The organism is Paenibacillus sp. NPDC056579 (genome assembly GCF_042793215.1).
GTDB lineage: Bacteria > Bacillota > Bacilli > Paenibacillales > NBRC-103111 > Paenibacillus_S.
In genome coordinates this window covers 180072-198501 of sequence record NZ_JBHTVD010000002.1, presented here as the reverse complement: position 1 = coordinate 198501, position 18430 = coordinate 180072, and the positions used below count along the sequence as shown (strand labels likewise).

The window sequence follows — 18430 nt, the reverse complement described above, 5'->3', positions numbered from 1 at the left end:
TGGATTTACACGGCTTTCCCAAATTTTCGACGAAATCCGCCATTATTCCTGCTTTTTCATGATTGCCTTTTCGTGAAATTTGTTACACATTCGCATATTTCATTATATGTAGGTCCATATTCCTGTATCATGATGACAAAAAAATAACCTGCCGATCCCGAAGATACGGCAGGTCTTCTTCCTATATTAAACGCTAGGCGTAAGCACGTACACAGCTCCCGCTTCTACAGGCAGCTCCATCAGGTCGCCCTGGTAAGCCGCTGCGACCGGCTGTCCCTCGCTCTGCGCTTGCAGCTTCAGGCCCGCATAAATGCGCACCGTGCCCGTATGCTTCGCGCGGATGACCGCTTGAGTCAGTTCGCCCTGCTTCCACTCCAGGGCAACCTCGTACCCACCGCGGGCGCGCAAGCCGCTGATTTTGCCTTCGGCCCAAGCCTTCGGCAGCGCAGGCAGCAGCGCGAGCTCCCCGCCGTGAGACTGCAGCAGCATCTCGGCAATGCCCGCCGTGCCGCCGAAATTGCCGTCGATTTGGAACGGCGGATGCGCGTCGAACAAGTTCGGGTAAGTCGATTTCGCCAGCAATGCGCGCACATTCTCGTAAGCGGTATCGCCTTCGCCGAGTCTCGCCCAGAAGTTGATAATCCATGCACGGCTCCAGCCGGTATGGCCGCCCCCGTTAGATAGACGGCGCTCCAGCGTCCGTCTGGCTGCCGTTGCGAGTTCAGGCGTATGACGGGCATGAATCATTTCGCCCGGATGCAGCGCGAACAGCTGCGAGATGTGGCGGTGGCCCGGATCGTGCTCCTCATAATCCTCGAGCCATTCCATAATTTGTCCGTGCTTGCCGATGGTCGGCTTCGGAATCCGCTCCAATGCAGTGGCGAGCTCTTCACGGAACGATTGGTCGATACCGAGCGCATTCGCCGCATCGGTGCATGCCGTAAACAGCGTGTACACGATCTGCATATCCATGGCAGGTCCCATGCACAAGTTGCCCTGAGTCCCGTCCGGAAGGATGAACTTGTTTTCCGGCGAGATGGACGGTCCCGTTACGAGGCGTCCCTTCGGATCCTCGACCATATATTGCAGCAGGAATTGGGCCGCTTCCTTCATAATCGGATAAGCGCGCTCGGCCAGGAAGCTGCGGTCCAATCCGAAGCGGTAATGCTCCCATAGATGAAGCGACAGCCAGGCGGCTCCGAGCGGCCAGATGGATGCCGTTACCAAAATGCCCTCTACATGCGTATCGCCCCACAGGTTCGTGTTGTGGTGGGCAACGAAGCCGTCACAGCCATAGACGTCGCGTGCCGTCACTCTGCCGTTCGGAAGCATGCTCTCGATCAGATCGAAGAGAGGCTCGTGGCATTCCGCTAAGTTCGTCAGCTCGGCCGGCCAGTAGTTCATTTCCGTATTGATATTGATCGTAAACTTCGATTCCCAGGGCGGCGTATAGTTATCGTTCCAAATGCCCTGCAGGTTCGCCGCGAAGCTGCCCGGACGGGAGCAGGATAAGAGCAAGTACCTTCCAAAATCAAAGAACAGCTGTACAAGCCCCAAGTCGTCGTTCCCTTCCTGAACTTTGTTCAGCCGAACGTCGGTAGGTAGCGCTTGTGCTGCAGAATCGGATGGAGAAGTCAGCTCCAGACGGACACGGCCGAACTTCGCCGAATAGTCCGCTACGTGATCGCGCTTCAGCTGCTCGTACGATTTGTGCGCTGCTTGCGTCAGCTGCTCCAGACAATGCTTCTCCGGATCGTCATAGCGGAACGTCGTATTGGCCGCCAGAAGCAGCGTTACTTCACTCGCCTGCTCCACAGACAGGAAGTCGCCGATCGTACGGACCGAACCGCCGTTTACGATCGCCTTCAGCCCGGCACGGAATTGAACGCCGTCCCTACCGCATTCGCCAAGCATCATGATCGTATCCGATCCGATACTTTTGGAGCCGCCGTCGAACGGTCTGCGCATGAAATGAACGCTGAACGTAAGCCCGCCCGGGTTATTCGTGGTCAGCCGGATCGCCATGACGCCGTCTACCGTGCTGCTGAAATATTCCCTTTTATAATCGTACCCGTCTATTTGATAGCTAACGCTAGCGGTAGCCGTCTCCAAGTCCAGCTCTCTGCGGTAATGTTCTGCTTTTTGGTTATGATTCAAGAAATAAAACAGCAAGTCGCCCAAAGGCTGATACGGGTGCAAATATTTTGGGGCGGACATAAGAGCCATACGAGCCAGATGCTCCGCTTCCTGCTGCTTGCCTTCGAACAACAGCCGGCGAATTTCGGCCAAATGCTGCTGCGCTTCCTTGTTGTTCGCCTTTTTTGGACCGCCGTACCACACGGTATCCTCATTCAATTGAATTTTCTCCTGGGCTACCGTCCCATAAATCATCCCGCCAAGACGCCCGTTTCCGATAGGAAGAGCCTCCTGCCACTTGCTAGCCGGTTGCTTATACCATAAGGTTGAGCGAGCTGCCGATTCTTTCTGTAAACTGGTCATGATGAGACTCCTTCCAACTATATAGAGTTGTTGCATTTGCAAATCTAATTAAGTACATCTTTTCTATTGTAAGAGAGTTGGACGTTAAATACCATGTAGAATGCTCACATGATTTTGCATAAAACTAAGGTAAACGTCCCGACACCCGAAAAAAGCAAAAAGCCGACACCTCTACAGCGTCAGCTTGTCCATGGTAGACACGATTAAGATTAAGATTGCTTGCGCAGCTTGGCATCCAGCACGAACGTTCCGAACGGTACAAGCGACGCGATAATGGCTCCGAAAATTTTCACGATATTCCAGCGGTGAACCAAAATGACATGTGCCAGAGCCAGCATGTAGAGGACGAACAACACGCCGTGAAGCATGCCGACGACTTTAACCGCTTGCGGAAAATCGGCAAAATATTTCAGCGGCATAGCGATTGCCAAAAGCACGAGGTAGGAAATTCCCTCATATAACCCGACAGCACGGAAACGCCCGATAGGGGTCTTGAACATGAATGCACCATCCTGTTCCATAATATTTAATCATGACAATGACATTATATAAAAAAAACCGCTTTTCTCCTATAAAAAGCGGCATTTGTCGGAAACTATTCACTTTTGCCATTTTGCGCTATTACTCAGTAAGCCCCGCGGATATGCTCATGAACCTCTCTCTTATAAAATTGCTCTATCCGCTGGCGTTCCGCGTCGGTAAATGAAGGCACCTCCAGCGCGCCGAGGTTGTCTTCGACCTGGGCGGTATTTTTGAAGCCGGGAATGACGCACGTGATATTCGGATTGTCCAAAATCCACCGCAACGACGCACGGGTCATATTGCCTCTGCCCTCTGCGATCCAATGCAGGCTGCGGCTCAAGGATACGCCTTTTTCAAATGGAAGTCCGGCAAACGTTTCGCCCACATTGAAGCTCTCCCCGTTCCGGTTATATGTACGGTGATCATCCGCATCAAACTTCGCAGTCTCCGAAAATTTGCCGGTCAACAGCCCGCTGGCCAGCGGCAGCCTGACCAATATGCCGACACCCCGGGCATGCGCCTGCGGAAACAGCTCCTGCTCCGGCTTCTGGCGGAATAGATTATAGATAACCTGAAGCGCCTTCACTCCGGGATATTGCAGACAGAGCAGCCCTTCCTCCACCGTCTCGACGCTGACTCCGTACTCTCTGATTTTCCCTTCCGCACGAAGCTTATCCAGCACTTCAAATACCGATCCGTCCCGCAAAATGGCAATTGGCGGACAATGAATCTGATATAAATCGATGCGTTCGCGCTCGAGACGCTTCAAGCTTTGCTCGCAATACGCTCGAACCGAAGCTTCCGAATAAATCGAAGGATCGTGAATATCTCCCGCTCTGCAAAATTTGGTTGCAATATGGATGGAATCCTCCTTACCTTTCGTCGCCTTCGCCAAAAGCTGCTCGCTATGGCCGTCGCCATACACGTCAGCCGTATCGAAGAAGTTGACTCCTGCTTCCATCGCACGATCCAAGGCGCGCAGCGATTCGCTGTCGTCCTTCTTGCCCCAAGATCCGCCTATAGCCCAAGTGCCGAAGCTGACCTCGCTTACCGACAATTCCGTCGAGCCCAGTTGTCTGTATTTCATTCACAATCCCTCCGCTTCCCAACTATATGATCATGATTCATGGATTCATTTCTTGAACGATTATACCTTAAAACAAACCCTTTAACTGGCTGCACGCATCGGTGTAAAATGCCGTCAGCCGGTCTTCCAGCCGATCCTTCGATTCATCGACCGAATGCCCTTCCCTTTCATACCATTCGAGCATCATCGCAAGTCCCGAAGACAGCGAGATCGACGCCTGATAGCCCGGCAAATCCAGCTTCAGCTTGCTGTTGTCGAATAGGCCGGAGTAGCTTTTCTCATAGTACAGATGAGCGAATAGATCGGGGTTCGCCTCCTTCAGCATGCTCGAGCTGATGTGAACGAGCTCCGGCTCGATTCCGAGCAGCTTGCCGAGCTCCAAGTACAGATCCTGCCATACATGGATATCTTCATTGGTTGCATGATAATGCTGCCCGTACATCCGCTCATTGCCTGCGGCGCCTACGAAAGCCTTGGCTACGTCCGGCGCGAAGCTGAAGCTCCAAGGAATCGTACCATCGCCGAACATGACAAGCGGCTTCCGGCTGCGGATACGGTGGACGATGTTATAGTTTTGGCGCAGCACTCCCAGGTTCGCCGCCCCGATGCCGTAAGTCAAGGATGGCCGGATGATCGTCACGGGAAGCTCTCCCGCTTCGATGACCTGCTGCAAATACCGCTCCATTTCCGCTTTGTGGAATGCATAAGGAAACGCCGCATCTTCAACCAATTGCTCGGCATCCTCCGACGTGGGAACGGTCCGAAACGGCCTCTTGTAAGCCGCCGTGCTGGAGCAGACGATGATTTGACCCGTCCGGCCCTGGAACGTTTCGACCGTTGACTGCGCGTCCTTGGCGTCAAACGAAATCATGTCGATCACGGCGTCGAACTGCCTGTCCTTCATCACTTCGCGGAATTGCTCGCGGTTCGCTTTATCGCCGACGATGCATTCGACTTCGCCCGAGAACAAATGGTTTTTGCTGCCGCGGTTGAATACCGCCACTTCATGCTGTCTTGCCAGAGCTTCCGCCACAATGGCGCGGCTGATTACGCCTGTGCCCCCAAGAACCAATAGTTTCATAATGGATGTCACCTGCCTTTTTCTTCAGTTTATCACATCATTTGATCCCCTGCTGGCTTCGATATTCCGACGGGGAGATGCCGACGATCTTTTTGAAGGTTTTCGTGAAATGCGGGTAATCCTCATAGCCGACCAGCGAGGCCACATCGACAATTCGAATATGGGGGACCGACAACAGCTCCTTCGCCTTCTCCATCCTCCGGTTAATCCGATACTGGACGAACGTTTCGTTAGTCATTTTCTTGAACAATGCGCTAAAATAAGTCGGAGTCAGGCCGATCATGGCGGCTACCTGATCCAGCGATATTTCCTGGGACAGCCTGCTGTCGATATAGGCTTTGGCTTCGTCCATCGGGTCACGGTAATTTCCTTTACGGGAGATGAGCAAGTGCTCGGCCATTTGGCGCAGGACGCCGTCGAAACGATCGAGCGCAGCCATGATGCTTTCCCCATGGATACTCTGATACACAAACTCTTTTTCCTTGCCCGGCTGCTTGGATTGAAAGCGCTTAACCAACATCGTTATGCAATCCTCCAGCAGCTCCTTCACCTGGCTTAACGATAAGTTGGACGAGAGACAGTATTCCCGCCACTGCTTCATCACCGCGTTCAGGTCGCTCATCTTCATCGACCAAATCGACTGCTCCATCCGATCTATCCATTCCATATAGCGGGATACCGAAATATAGCCTGAGGAAGACTGTTGCGCCAGGTTGTTCAACACCTCATGGAGCTCCGTCACTTCCAGCGGCTTTAGAAGGTACTGCTTCACACCGAAGCTAATCGCCTTTTGCGCATATTCTAAATCGCTGTAGCCGGATATGACGGCTGTTTGGATGTGCGAATACTCATCATGGATTTTCTGGCATAATGCGAGGCCATCCATCTTGGGCATGCGGATATCCGTCAAGACGATGTCAGGCTCAAGAGCACGAATTTTGTCCAGGGCATCAAGTCCGTTCTCCGCCGTTCGGATTCCCGCAAAGGCAGGTGCATACACCTCCGCCATCTTCACCAGTCCCAAGCGGATAATCGGTTCGTCATCAACAATAAGCAACTGCATGGACGCTCTCTCCTCTCATGCCGCAACGGTACGATACTGAACCGGCAGTTTGAAAAAAAGGAGCCGCCCGCAAGGTGTTCCCTTGCAGCAGCCCCCGATGATTGCCTGATACGAAGAATGAGCTGCTAATTCGGATGCTTAATCTCCACTTTTCGCCCTTCCGTACTCGATATTTTCGCGAAATGCACCAGCGTCTGGGTTTTCAAATAATCGGACCCGCTAGTTTCCGCTTCCCTCTGCTCCTCGAGCGAGGCCAAAAATTCCTTCAACGTATCCGGAGCTTGGACATCGGAATAATCGTCGATCTTGGTCGTAACGCCGTCGCGAATATGATAAATGACCTGATCGATGTATTCGATCGTCCCTTCCGTTCCTTCAATACGCCAATTGCCCGCCCACGGAGTCTGGTTCCCTCTGGAAGCGATGGATGCGGTATAGCTGACCTTGATGCCGCCTTCCATATCGATAATTGCATTCGTATTGATTACGGCTCCTTCTTCTTCCCAGCCGCCGATCGGATTGTACAGCTCCGCATATACGCTTTGTCCCTCGGCGCCGCTCAAATAACGGATCATATCAAAATGGTGTACGCCGATGTCGTCCAGCAGGCTTACCGTATATTTGCGCTGAACATGATGATAACGGTAAAACAGTATATCTATAGTAGAAATGCGTCCAATCGCTCCTTGCTCGAGCAGCTGCTTCAGCTTGCGAATCCCTGCGTTGCAGCGGTAGTTCTCGGCGATCATGAACGGGATGTTCTCCCTCTCGGCGCGCTGCACGATTTGAATCGATTCCTCATAGTCAAAGGAAATCGGCTTCTCGCACAATACCGGCAGTTTGCGGTCGAAAGCCGCATTGTTGACTACAGTATGAGCCATCGGGGAAGTTACGTTCACGAGGAAATCGGCCTGCTCCTTGTCCAATGCTTCGGCAAGCGATGTATAGAACGGGAAATTGTCGCTTCCCATCTTCTCTTTCATTGCAGGATCCGTTTCTACGACGGCAGCTAGAAGCCCTCGGTCTCTCAATCTTTTGTACCAGGAAAATCCCGCCACGCCAAACCCTACCAAAATCGCTTTCATCGCAATACTCCCCTTCGGCTGCATAAATGAATGAATTAGTTCAGCGTAAATCCGTATCTCTCGGCCGCGCTATGGTACAGCCAGTCTTTGGCCACCTGTATAGCCGTATCGTAATCGATCCAGCCCAGCTGCATTTGCTGGTACAATACCTCGGCGATCAGCTTCTTGACCATCAAAATTTTGCCGTAGCTCCACTCGATGCAGCGGGCATCGGAAACGATCAGCGAGCTCTTGATTGCCGGAAGCGCCTCCAAACGGTACTGCATCATGTCCCGGTAAGTGCTGGCACGGAAGTTGAACCACCACATGCCCCCGACATGGACGTTAGGGTAGTTCCATGCCGCCTGAACAACGTCCAGATTGTTAAGCTCGGAAGCTACGACCAGTTCGAATTGAATCTTGTAACGCTCAAAGAGCCCGTTCAGCTTCACGATGCGCAGCGGGTCGTTGACAGGCACGGCCGTGTTGCACCAGGAGCGCTCTACGCCAAGGAATAATTGCAAGAACAAGCCGTGTTCCTCCAGCGCTTCGCACACAACATGAAGCACCTTCATCATAAGCTGGTCACGGGTCGCTTCCTCCAGAGCATACGTCGCATTCGCTTTGGCGTCATAGCCTGGCAGCGTCGTCATAATCCCCGGACAGCCGCGTTCCTTAATGTCGGATACGAGCTTGAATACGGCGCCGCGCACTTCCTCCAAAGCTTGCTCGCGCTGCTCCGCCTGATGCACCGACTTTGTCCATTCGAAAATTTTGCCGTCGATTCTCGGAATCAGAATGGCATTGCGATCCATATTCAGAAACTCGGCGTGCTCAGGAATATTCGTCACAAACGCACGAATGTTCAGCTTATCGGCAACCTGCTGCGCCCAGCCCGGTTGTGCGCTCGTCGCGCGGACAGCGGCGTCGGCTCTCCGGATCGAATCCGCATCCTTGATTTCGATACCGTACAGATTTTTGAAAATATTCGTAAAAATCCAGTTCATCAGCGTGTTGCGGGATTTTTGATATGCTGTCAAAAAGGCCTCTATACGCTCATCCTCGGGCAGCTCCATAGCTTGATCCGGATACCCCGCCGCTTGCATTTCGCGGTTCAGCCAGAAATAGTGAGCGATTTCCCAAAAATCTCTTGCCCCAAGGCGGTCCCCCACCAAATGGGTGTGTGTATCCAGTACGTCAAACCCCATAATCTCTTCCATGAATGCTTCATGAGTCAACATGCGAGTTGTTCCCTTCTTCCATTTGATAATAAGGTCCCCATCCATCATACACCTTGATGGTCATGCCTTCCATGGCGTTAGTTTCAAAGATAGTTGTCATTTTTTATGATTACTATGGGGAAATTTCATGACCAAATCCATAATATACCAATTCTTATTTAAGAGGGTCACCTTCACCTAATTTTGTCCGAATTTCGATCAAATATTGAACATTTATTGAACGAACATGGCAAAGTATGCTATACTGGTTACAAGAAAACACTTACAAAGGAAATGGAAGTGATCATTATGACGACGAAGACCGCATCCGTAAGCAGCGTACGTCACAATGAGCGAGATGTACAGCGTCTTGTCAACTGGATGACCGCCGCCGCATGGGTTATTCTTGGAATCGGCGTTTTAATGTGTTTGTTTAATTTGAATCATTTCAGCGACCGGAACACCTCTTTAATGGTAGGTTTGGGTTTCATGGTCGGAAGCGTTCATATTTATGTCATCCGCACGGCGATTCATCTCGTTCATTCTCGTAAGCAAGAGGCAGACGATGTCAACAGCCAATCATAACTTGTCCGATATGTGACAACGTTTTACCGTAAAACCCCTCTAAGCAGCGTCTTAGAGGGGTTTTTTGTTTGCCAAAAATTAATAATCATCTTTTTCGTGAACTTTGTTTTACAGAAAAAAGTCGAAACGTTGACGTATTTGTTAACAGCGGCGAAATCTCGTTTAATATCTGTTATCGTATGAAATAGATAAGAACGTTCCATAATTCACAACCGTTTCGAACGTTCGGCATTACTAAGAGAGCTGGAGATGATAATGTATGCGAATCACGAAAAAAGCGGCTCGAATAGCGGCACCGCTGCTCTTCCTTGCCATGCTTGTGCTCTTGTCGGGCTGCGGGCAATCCTTGATGGTCATGGATCCGAAGGGGCCGATAGCAGCAGGGCAAAGAGATCTCATTATTACTGCATCGATATTGTGCGGTATCATATTGGTTCCTGTGCTCGTATTGACCGCTTTTATTGTTTGGCGCTACCGCGACAAGCCGGACAATAAAGCTTCCTATAAACCCAACTGGTCTCACAGCACGACAATGGAGATTGTTTGGTGGGGAATTCCGATCGTTATCATCGCCATATTGGCTGTTGTTACGGTAAGAGAAACGTATGCGCTGGAGCCTTCCAAGCCTCTTGAATCAGACAAAAAGCCCATCGTGGTGCAAGCCACTTCGTTGGACTGGAAATGGCTCTTCACTTATCCTGAGCAAGGCATCGCTACCGTGAACTATATTGCGATTCCGGAGGATACGCCGATCAAATTCGAGCTGACGTCGGATGCGCCGATGAACTCGTTCTGGATTCCTCAGCTTGGCGGTCAAATGTACACCATGTCCGGCATGGCCATGACCTTGTTCCTGCAAGCCGATGAGCAAGGAGTTTACTACGGTACGGGCGCCAATTTCAGCGGCAAGCATTTTAACGACATGAAATTCCAGGTGCATGCCACATCGGACGAACAATTTAACAATTGGGTCCGCAACATTAAGGAAAGCTCCAATCCTTTAACCATGGATGGCTATAACCAGCTCGCGACACCGGGTGTGTCCGGCAAGCAGCTGTTCTCCGCGTTCCCGGAAGGATTGTTTAACAAAATCGTTACGAAATACGGTGTCGGCGGCCACGCCAATCACGGCTCCAGCGGACAAACTTCCGCTCCTGCCCATCAAGAGCAGTCAAAAGCAGACACCGACAATAAAGCCGGCCAAGGGGCAAAAACACAAGAGACACCCCAACAGCATTCCGGTCATCACTAACGAAAGGGGGCATACACATGCTGGATAGTATAAAAGATTTTGCATCGTGGTTTTTCGTAACGGGCGATCCGCTGATTCTCGGAGCCCAAGTCAGCATCGGGCTGGCCATGGTCGCCATCGTGTTCGCGCTCTCCTATTTTAAAAAATGGGGCTGGCTGTGGCGCGAATGGCTGACTACCGTTGACCACAAGCGTATCGGTATCATGTATATTTTGTGTTCCATCTTGATGCTGTTCCGCGGCGGCGTCGACGCGCTGCTCATGCGGCTTCAGCTCGCCATGCCCGACATGAAGTTTCTGGAGGCGGAGCACTATAACCAGATCTTCACTACGCACGGCGTCATTATGATCTTGTTCATGGCGATGCCGCTCATGTTCGGCTTGTTCAACATCGTCGTTCCGCTGCAAATCGGGGCACGTGACGTCGCTTACCCGTTCCTGAACTCGCTCAGCTTCTGGATGTTTTTCTGGGGCGCGATGCTGTTCAACGTCTCCTTCGTTATCGGCGGCTCGCCGGACGCAGGATGGCTGGCTTATCCGCCGTTGTCGGAGCTGTCGCATAGCCCTGGCGTCGGACAAAACTTTTATATTTGGGGCATTCAAGTATCCGGTATCGGAAGCTTGGCGACAGGGATTAACTTTATCGTCACTATCTTGAAAATGCGCGCGCCAGGCATGAAGCTGATGAAAATGCCGATGTTCACCTGGTCGGTATTCTCCAGCTGCATCATGATCATATTCGCTTTCCCTATTTTAACCGTAACCCTTGCCTTACTATTCCTGGACCGCTTCGCCGGTGCGCATTTCTTTACGCTCGATGGCGGCGGCAACCCGATGATGTACATTAACTTGATATGGATGTGGGGGCACCCTGAGGTTTATATCGTCGTCGTTCCGGCGTTCGGTATTTTCTCGGAAATCGTGGCAACCTTCTCCAAGAAAAAGCTATTCGGTTATTCGTCCATGGTATTCGCCATGATCAGTATCGCTGTTCTTTCCTTCTTTACATGGGCTCACCACTTTTTCACGATGGGCTCCGGCGCCAATGTTGCGGCCTTCTTCGCGGTTACAACCATGCTTATTGCCATACCGACAGGCGTAAAAGTATTTAACTGGCTGTTCACCATGTTCCGAGGCCGGGTATCCTATCCGACACCGATGCTGTGGACCGTCGCTTTTATTCCATGCTTCGTTATCGGCGGGATGACCGGGGTTCTGCTCTCGGTAGCTCCGGCAGACTTTCAGTTCCATAACAGCTACTTCCTGATAGCGCATTTCCACCAGGTGCTGATCGGCGGCGTTGCGTTCGGTTACTTCGCAGGGTTGTACTACTGGTGGCCAAAAATGTTCGGCTTCAAGCTCAACGAGCATTTGGGCAAATGGGCGTTCTGGCTGTGGAACATCGGTTTCTATGTATGTTTCATGCCGCAGTATTTCTTGGGTCTCGACGGAATGACCCGCCGTACGTACACGTACGATTTCGATATGGGCTGGGGGCCTCTGAACCTGGTATCCACTGTCGGCGGCTTCTTGATGGGAATCGGGTTCATTTTCCAAGTATGGCAAATCGCCTACAGCATTAAGCACAATCAACGCGACGTTACAGGCGATGCCTGGAACGGACGCACGCTGGAATGGTCCATCCCTTCCCCTGCACCGCTGTATAATTTTGCGCGAGTGCCTCAGGTGAATCATGTAGACGAATGGTGGGAGCAAAAGCAGCAGCGTGAGCAAGGGATCGTGCCTGCACCTGAGACGCCGCTGGAACCGATCCATATGCCGAAAAACTCGGCGATTCCGTTCGTCAAGTCGACTCTATGGTTTTTCGCCGGCTTCGGCTTCGTATGGGGCTGGATGTGGCTGGCAATCCCAGCTATGATCGGCGTATTGATTTGCATGATCGTCCGTTCGTTCTCGTATGACACGGACTACTATATTCCAGTAGATGAAATTAAGCAGACGGAAGCTGCATTAAGGGGGGCGAAAGCGTAATGGCACATTCGGCAGCATCACATGCTCACGATCATCACGAGCACGAGCATCATGACCATGAATCGCTCAAAACGTTCGGCTTCTGGCTGTTCCTGATTACAGACTGTATCCTATTCGGCACGTTGTTCGCCACCTATATCGTACTTCGCGGCAATACAAGCGGCGGCCCTACGCCGGAAGAGCTGTTCCAAATGCCCGGCATTATCGCCGAAACGTTCATCCTGCTCACGAGCAGCTTCACGAGCGGCTTGGCCGTTCTGGCCATGCATAAAGGCAACGTGAAGCAGCTCATTGCCTGGCTGGGCGTCACGGTTTTACTCGGCGCGTCCTTCGTAACGCTGGAGATTATGGAATTCGTGCACATGGTGCACGAAGGGGCTACGATGCAGACGAGCGCATTTTTGTCCGCGTTCTATACTTTGGTCGGCACGCACGGATTGCACGTTTCCCTCGGCTTGTTCTGGATGATCGGCCTGATGCTACAATTGAAAAAACGCGGCATAACGCCGGTAACAAAGCGTAAAGTCGACGTTATCAGCTTGTACTGGCACTTTCTTGACGTCGTATGGATTTTCGTCTTCACGGTCGTTTACTTGATGGGGGTGATGTAAGATGAGTCAAGCAAATTCGAACTCGCACGGCCAGCATTCGCATTCCGGGTCTCACGGGTCGTTGAAATCTTATGTCATCGGCTTTATCTTATCGATCGTACTGACGATCATCCCGCTGGTCGTCATATTGAACGGGATGTTCAGCGAAACGGCCCGCATTGCGATCATTTTGCTGATGGCGATATTGCAGTTCGCGGTTCAGCTTGTGTTCTTCATGCATTTGAAAGAAGGCGAGAACGCCCGCTGGAACATTATGGCCTTGATTCTCGGCATCATCATCTTGCTGACGATCGTGGCCGGATCGATCTGGATCATGACCTACAACCAGGTCGCACATTAAGTTGTCTGTAGGAGAGACTTTCGCTCTATGAAGAGCGGAAGTCTTTTTTTTGCAACCAACTGCAACAAAATGCACATAAATCCCGTCAGAGATACTGTAATCGACTTTATTACATAAGGTACCCCTACAAAAGGAGAATCAGATGATGACGAAACGTACGAACAAATCCAATATAGTCAAACAAGGGGTCGCCCTCCTGGCGCTTTCCGTTGCGCTAACCGGAGGAGCAGCTTATGCCGCGCCTAACGATGCGCCAGCAGCCGTTCAAGCACAAGCCCCAACCGCTCAAAAGGACATTCAAATTACCGTGAACGGTAAAGCGGCAGCCCTCCATGGGTTTCAATTATACGACGGCAAGGAAGCAATGCTGCCTCTTCGCGCCGTAGCAGAAGCACTTGGTTTCACCTTGACGTGGAATCAGGAAGATTTGTCCGTTGATTTGAGCAAGGATGCCATTTGGACGAAGGTGAAGAACGGGGAAGACCGTTATACGATCAATAAAATGTACAAGCCGCTTGGCACCGCGCCTGCCCTGGTAGACAACACCATGTATATCCCGGCTTCCTTCGTGCAGGAAGTGTTAAGAGCTAATGTCGTGACCGAAGGAGGGACGGTTGCCATTACGGAACAGAAGAAGCAGCAGCATGTGAACGCAACCGGCGTCATTACAGCGATTCGCGATGCGAACGGGCACAAGGCGGTTCAGATCACCGGTGTGGCCATGGACGGGCTCGTACTGAACGTTTCCGATGAAACAGCGTACCAGACTGCCGACGGAGCGCCGCTGAAGTTTACCGACCTTGCTCTGGGCATGAAGGTAGAAGTCGAGCATTCCTTGGCCGCGACATTAAGCTTGCCTCCGCAAACGCCGACATTCAAGATTACGGTGCTTGATAAAGCAGAAGCAAAGGACGTTATCGGAACAGCCGGATCGATCGAGGAAGTGCGTACCGACGACAAAGGAGCGGTTAGCGTGCGGATCAAAGGCACTGGATTAACCGAAACGTCCCCTTCCGAGGTTGTGCTGCGTCTGTCGGAGCAATCCGTCCTTACGGATTTGAAAGGCGAAGCGATCGATAAAGCGACGCTCGTTCAAGGCGCGAAAGTGATCGGTTTCTACGACGGTGTCTTGACGAGAAGCCTGCCTCCAATTGGCACGGCTTGGAAAATCGTTCTTCAAGCGCAAGCGGAATAAGCACGATTTTGAAGTAGAGAAGTTCTCTTAAAGGGTTGTTCTTCTGGCGTGTGGTTCCGCCAGGGAGCGGCCCTTTTTTTCGTAAGAGGTGCTGTTGAGCCATAAGGAGAAATCGTCTAGCAAGGCCACTCGATGGTGCTCCGCGCTAGTGCCACGACCTAACCGGTCAGAACGAATGCGCGGTAAGGGTTGAGGTTTGGTAAGGCATCTCAGAAGGAGCGCTGACGCTAAATCCACTTTTGTTTCTGAAAATTGCCGCTGAAAAAGCGATACAAGCATTTGTTTGATTGATGCGGACCGCAGATCCGTTATTTTGCCAAAAATGGCTCAATTCGCAGGTCGATCGGACTACAGATCCGTTATTTAGCCAAAACAAACTAAATTATCCGGTAATATTGGAAAATAACGGATCCCTTGTCCGGTAGCATTGCAAAAGCGGCTTAATTCCAGGAAATAACGGATCTCCTGTCCGATAGTCTGCCTCCCGGACCGATGTGCTGCTATTCCGTACCCTTGTCCCCCACGTAATCCCATAAAGGAAACCGTTCACTAACGAATTTGCTCATACAACTCAGCCAGCACATCATGGAATCCCCATCCGATGCCTACCGTGCCGGCAACAATCGCAGCTATCCGCTCGTCATATTCCTCAATCAGCTTGCCCGTATCGTCGGTACGGATCACTTCAGCATACATTTGGAGCATACTGTTGTAAAATCGTCCATCTATCTCGCCGTAGATGTTAGTATAGGAAACACCCATCTCGACATAAACAGCTTGAGCTCCAAGCTGTATTTGTCGTTGCCTGTCAGCCGTTCAAAATCGGCAATAGCCTGTTTGGCCTCCTGCAGCCTCGAAGACAAACTCGTACGAGTGGTAATCGTCCCATTCCATAACGGTCTGTAACAATTGATGCTGCTGATGAAAGGTAATTTCAGAATGAAACTGAAATCGGCGCCAAACCGCAGGTGTAAGCTCGTCCAGCACAATTTTACAAATAAAGTCCATGCCGTCCTCCTAGAATTAATCATAATAACCGAATTATGAGCTTACCGTCCTTATACCATTATTTTGCTTCTGCCAAAGCGGCGAAACGCTGTAGTGCCTTGTTGATTTCTTGCCCGCTATGCCGCTTCAATTCACAACTCATGAATGCGATTTCAAAAAAATAGGTGCCCGTCCCTATCACATATCCCCCCTTCACTTGAATATATTTAGTAACAAGCACTTTTTTTCCCTAGTTGTCTTGTTACCGCCCGTTTCATAGTATGCATGAACCAACCCATATCAGGAGGTGTCCGACATGACTGAACCTTTATTTACCGTATCCCGCGAGGACTGGTCTCTGCATCGGAAAGGGTATCAGGACCAGACCCGCCATCAGCAAAAAGTACGTGAAGCGATTAAGCAAAACCTGCCTGACCTCGTAACGGACGAAAGCATCATTATGTCCGACGGCAAGCAGATCATCAAAGTACCGATTCGCAGCTTGGACGAATACCGTTTTCGTTACAATTACAATAAAAGCAAGCATGTAGGCCAGGGTGACGGCGACAGCCAGGTTGGCGACGTGCTCGGCGTAGACCCGACCCCCTCCCAAGGTCCGGGCAAAGGAGAAGGTGCCGGCGACCAGCCGGGAGACGACTATTACGACGCAGAGGTACAAATGGAGGAGCTGCAGTCGATGCTGTTCGAGGAGCTGGAGCTGCCGAATTTGCAGCAAAAAGAAAAAGACAATGTGATGACCAAGGACATCATCTTCAATGACATCCGCAAAAAAGGGATCATGTCCAACATCGATAAAAAGCGGACGATACTCGAAAATCTTCGCCGCAATGCAGGTGCCGGCATTCCGGGCATCCATGGAATCAGCCCTGACGATCTGCGGTTCAAAACGTGGGATGAAATCATCGTTCCCCAATCCAACGCGCTCATCATAGCCATGATGGATACGTCCGGATCTATGGGATCGTTCGAGAAATATATCGCGCGCAGCTTCTTCTTCTGGATGACGCGGTTTCTGCGCACGAAATACGAGCACGTGGAAATCGTCTTCATCGCCCACCATACGGAGGCGAAGGAAGTGACGGAAGAAGAGTTTTTCACCAAGGGAGAAAGCGGCGGGACGATCTGCTCCTCCGCCTATCAGCTCGCAGTCGACCTGATCGATCGCCGGTATTCTCCGGCTCGCTATAACATTTATCCCTTCCATTTCTCCGACGGCGATAACCTGACCTCCGACAACGAGCGGTGCGTCAAGCTCATCACCGAGCTCGTGAAGCGTTCGAATATGTTCGGCTACGGCGAAGTGAACCAATACAACCGCAGCAGCACGCTCATGTCCGCTTACCGTAACATTCATGATCCGAAGTTCGTGCATTACGTCATTCGCGAGAAAGGCGAAGTATACAAGGCGCTTCGCACCTTTTTTCCTAAGTCCGAAGGGAGGATCGCACGATGAACGCCGACTATATCAAGGATCTGGAATATGCCATTGCCGAAATATCCGAAATCGCCAGTGGATTCGGTCTCGACTACTACCCCATGCGATATGAAATATGTCCCGCCGACATCATCTATACGTTTGGCGCCTACGGGATGCCTACCCGCTTCAGCCACTGGAGCTTCGGCAAAACGTTTCACAAGATGAAAATGCAGTACGACTTTGGCTTGAGTAAAATTTACGAGCTGGTCATCAACTCCGATCCATGCTATGCGTTCCTGCTCGACGGCAATTCGCTCATTCAAAATAAGCTGATTGTTGCGCACGTCTTGGCACACTGCGATTTTTTCAAAAACAACATCCGTTTCTCCAAAACGAACCGTAACATGGTGGAAAGCATGTCGGCTACGGCGGAGCGCGTCCGGCAATACGAAATCATGTACGGAAGGGAAGAGGTCGAGAAGTTTATCGATGCGGTGCTGGCCATTCAAGAGCATGTCGATCCGCTGATCTCCGCTCCCTACAATGCTTCCCGATACGGCAGAAACAACGAAAAATCGTCCGAACGCGAGATCATAAAAGACCGCAAGCTAGGATATGAGGATTTGTGGGATTTGGACACGGCGTCAATGGATAAAAAGCCTTCGAAGGAGGCTGAAAACCGCAAATTCCCGGCGAAGCCGGAAAAGGATCTCATGCTCTTCATTGAGGAGCACGCACCATACATGACCGATTGGCAGCGAGACATTATGACGATGCTGCGCGACGAAATGCTCTACTTCTGGCCGCAGCTGGAGACCAAAATTATGAATGAAGGCTGGGCTTCGTATTGGCATCAAAGAATTCTTCGGGAGATGGATTTGACCGAGGATGAGACCATCGAATTCGCCAAGCTGAATTCATCGGTTGTCGTTCCGTCGAGGCACAGCCTGAATCCGTACTACCTCGGCTTGAAAATATTCGAGGATATCGAGAAGCGCTGGAATAATCCGACGGAAGAAGAGCGCGAACGCTACGGCCGCGAGCCCGGATCGGGACGGCGCAAAATATTCGACGTTCGCGAATATGATTCGGATTTGTCGTTCATCCGCAACTACTTGAACAAGCAGCTTGTAGACGATCTGGATCTATACATTTTCGAGAAAAAAGGCCCCGAGTGGAAAATTACCGACAAATCGTGGAGCAACATCCGTGATCAGCTCGTCTACTCCCGCGTCAACGGCGGCTTCCCTTACATTGTGGTCGAGAACGGGGACTACGAGAAAAATGGGGAGCTGTACCTGAGGCACTCCTTCGAGGGGCTGGAGCTCGATTTGAAATATGTGGAGCGGACGCTCCCTTATATTCAAAAGCTGTGGGGCAAAACCGTCCACCTCGAAACGACGGTGGAATCGAAGCAGGTGCTGTTCACCTACGACGGGAAGAAGCATAACCGGAAGTTTTTGTAAAACTCAACAAAACAGGCTGTACTCAACAA

At 51.2% G+C, this 18430-nt stretch carries 17 protein-coding genes; 8 read left to right on the top strand and 9 right to left on the bottom strand.

The genetic code is table 11. The features are described from left to right. Positions 1–186: 186 nt before the first annotated feature. From ACFQ88_RS08435 to ACFQ88_RS08405, 7 genes are all read right to left on the bottom strand, one after another. On the bottom strand, positions 187–2499 hold the full coding sequence (locus ACFQ88_RS08435) for a glycoside hydrolase family 95 protein (RefSeq protein WP_379453804.1): 2313 nt from the start codon (positions 2497–2499) through the stop codon (positions 187–189). A gap of 209 nt (positions 2500–2708) precedes the next feature. Beyond that, positions 2709–2999 (bottom strand): DUF3817 domain-containing protein, encoded by a 291-nt coding sequence (locus tag ACFQ88_RS08430; protein WP_239632738.1) that lies wholly within the window; start codon positions 2997–2999, stop codon positions 2709–2711. Between the two features lie 125 nt (positions 3000–3124). Beyond that, positions 3125–4108 (bottom strand): aldo/keto reductase, encoded by a 984-nt coding sequence (locus ACFQ88_RS08425; protein WP_379453803.1) that lies wholly within the window; start codon positions 4106–4108, stop codon positions 3125–3127. 67 nt (positions 4109–4175) lie between these two features. Then, positions 4176–5189, bottom strand: a complete 1014-nt coding sequence (locus ACFQ88_RS08420) for an NAD-dependent epimerase/dehydratase family protein (RefSeq protein WP_379453802.1) — start codon at positions 5187–5189, stop codon at positions 4176–4178. A 37-nt stretch (positions 5190–5226) separates the two neighbouring features. Next, on the bottom strand, positions 5227–6252 hold the full coding sequence (locus ACFQ88_RS08415) for a response regulator transcription factor (protein WP_379453801.1): 1026 nt from the start codon (positions 6250–6252) through the stop codon (positions 5227–5229). A gap of 125 nt (positions 6253–6377) precedes the next feature. Next, positions 6378–7337: a Gfo/Idh/MocA family protein gene (locus ACFQ88_RS08410; protein ID WP_379453800.1), complete on the bottom strand. Its 960-nt coding sequence runs from the start codon at positions 7335–7337 to the stop codon at positions 6378–6380. 35 nt (positions 7338–7372) lie between these two features. Continuing rightward, positions 7373–8557, bottom strand: a complete 1185-nt coding sequence (locus ACFQ88_RS08405) for a glucuronate isomerase (RefSeq protein WP_239632727.1) — start codon at positions 8555–8557, stop codon at positions 7373–7375. Between the two features lie 288 nt (positions 8558–8845). On the opposite strand from ACFQ88_RS08405, the gene ACFQ88_RS08400 reads away from it, so the two are divergent. From ACFQ88_RS08400 to ACFQ88_RS08375, 6 genes are all read left to right on the top strand, one after another. Continuing rightward, positions 8846–9121, top strand: a complete 276-nt coding sequence (locus tag ACFQ88_RS08400; RefSeq protein ID WP_239632725.1) for a hypothetical protein — start codon at positions 8846–8848, stop codon at positions 9119–9121. 259 nt (positions 9122–9380) lie between these two features. Continuing rightward, a complete protein-coding gene (cyoA, locus tag ACFQ88_RS08395) occupies positions 9381–10373 on the top strand; it encodes a ubiquinol oxidase subunit II (RefSeq protein WP_379453799.1) in 993 nt (330 codons plus the stop codon). 17 nt (positions 10374–10390) lie between these two features. Next, entirely contained in the window at positions 10391–12364 is a 1974-nt protein-coding gene (locus tag ACFQ88_RS08390) for a cbb3-type cytochrome c oxidase subunit I (RefSeq protein ID WP_239632720.1), read from the top strand. Continuing rightward, the gene (gene cyoC, locus ACFQ88_RS08385; RefSeq protein WP_379453798.1) at positions 12364–12975 is read left to right on the top strand and encodes a cytochrome o ubiquinol oxidase subunit III; all 612 of its coding nucleotides are present in this window, start codon (positions 12364–12366) and stop codon (positions 12973–12975) included. Before ACFQ88_RS08390 ends, cyoC begins: the two co-directional genes overlap by 1 nt. A 1-nt stretch (position 12976) precedes the next feature. Continuing rightward, positions 12977–13315 (top strand): cytochrome o ubiquinol oxidase subunit IV, encoded by a 339-nt coding sequence (gene cyoD, locus ACFQ88_RS08380; RefSeq protein ID WP_239632716.1) that lies wholly within the window; start codon positions 12977–12979, stop codon positions 13313–13315. 145 nt (positions 13316–13460) lie between these two features. Then, the gene (locus ACFQ88_RS08375) at positions 13461–14510 is read left to right on the top strand and encodes a copper amine oxidase N-terminal domain-containing protein (RefSeq protein WP_379453797.1); all 1050 of its coding nucleotides are present in this window, start codon (positions 13461–13463) and stop codon (positions 14508–14510) included. A 549-nt stretch (positions 14511–15059) separates the two neighbouring features. Here ACFQ88_RS08375 and ACFQ88_RS08370 read toward each other — a convergent pair. After that, the gene (locus ACFQ88_RS08370) at positions 15060–15272 is read right to left on the bottom strand and encodes a hypothetical protein (protein ID WP_379453796.1); all 213 of its coding nucleotides are present in this window, start codon (positions 15270–15272) and stop codon (positions 15060–15062) included. A 54-nt stretch (positions 15273–15326) separates the two neighbouring features. Next, a complete protein-coding gene (locus ACFQ88_RS08365) occupies positions 15327–15518 on the bottom strand; it encodes an IS1096 element passenger TnpR family protein (RefSeq protein ID WP_379453795.1) in 192 nt (63 codons plus the stop codon). A gap of 295 nt (positions 15519–15813) precedes the next feature. Here ACFQ88_RS08365 and yhbH point away from each other — a divergent pair, with 295 nt between their 5' ends. Next, on the top strand, positions 15814–16971 hold the full coding sequence (gene yhbH / locus ACFQ88_RS08360) for a sporulation protein YhbH (protein ID WP_239632707.1): 1158 nt from the start codon (positions 15814–15816) through the stop codon (positions 16969–16971). After that, entirely contained in the window at positions 16968–18401 is a 1434-nt protein-coding gene (locus ACFQ88_RS08355; protein ID WP_379453794.1) for a SpoVR family protein, read from the top strand. Before yhbH ends, ACFQ88_RS08355 begins: the two co-directional genes overlap by 4 nt. The last annotated feature ends 29 nt before the right edge of the window (positions 18402–18430 follow it).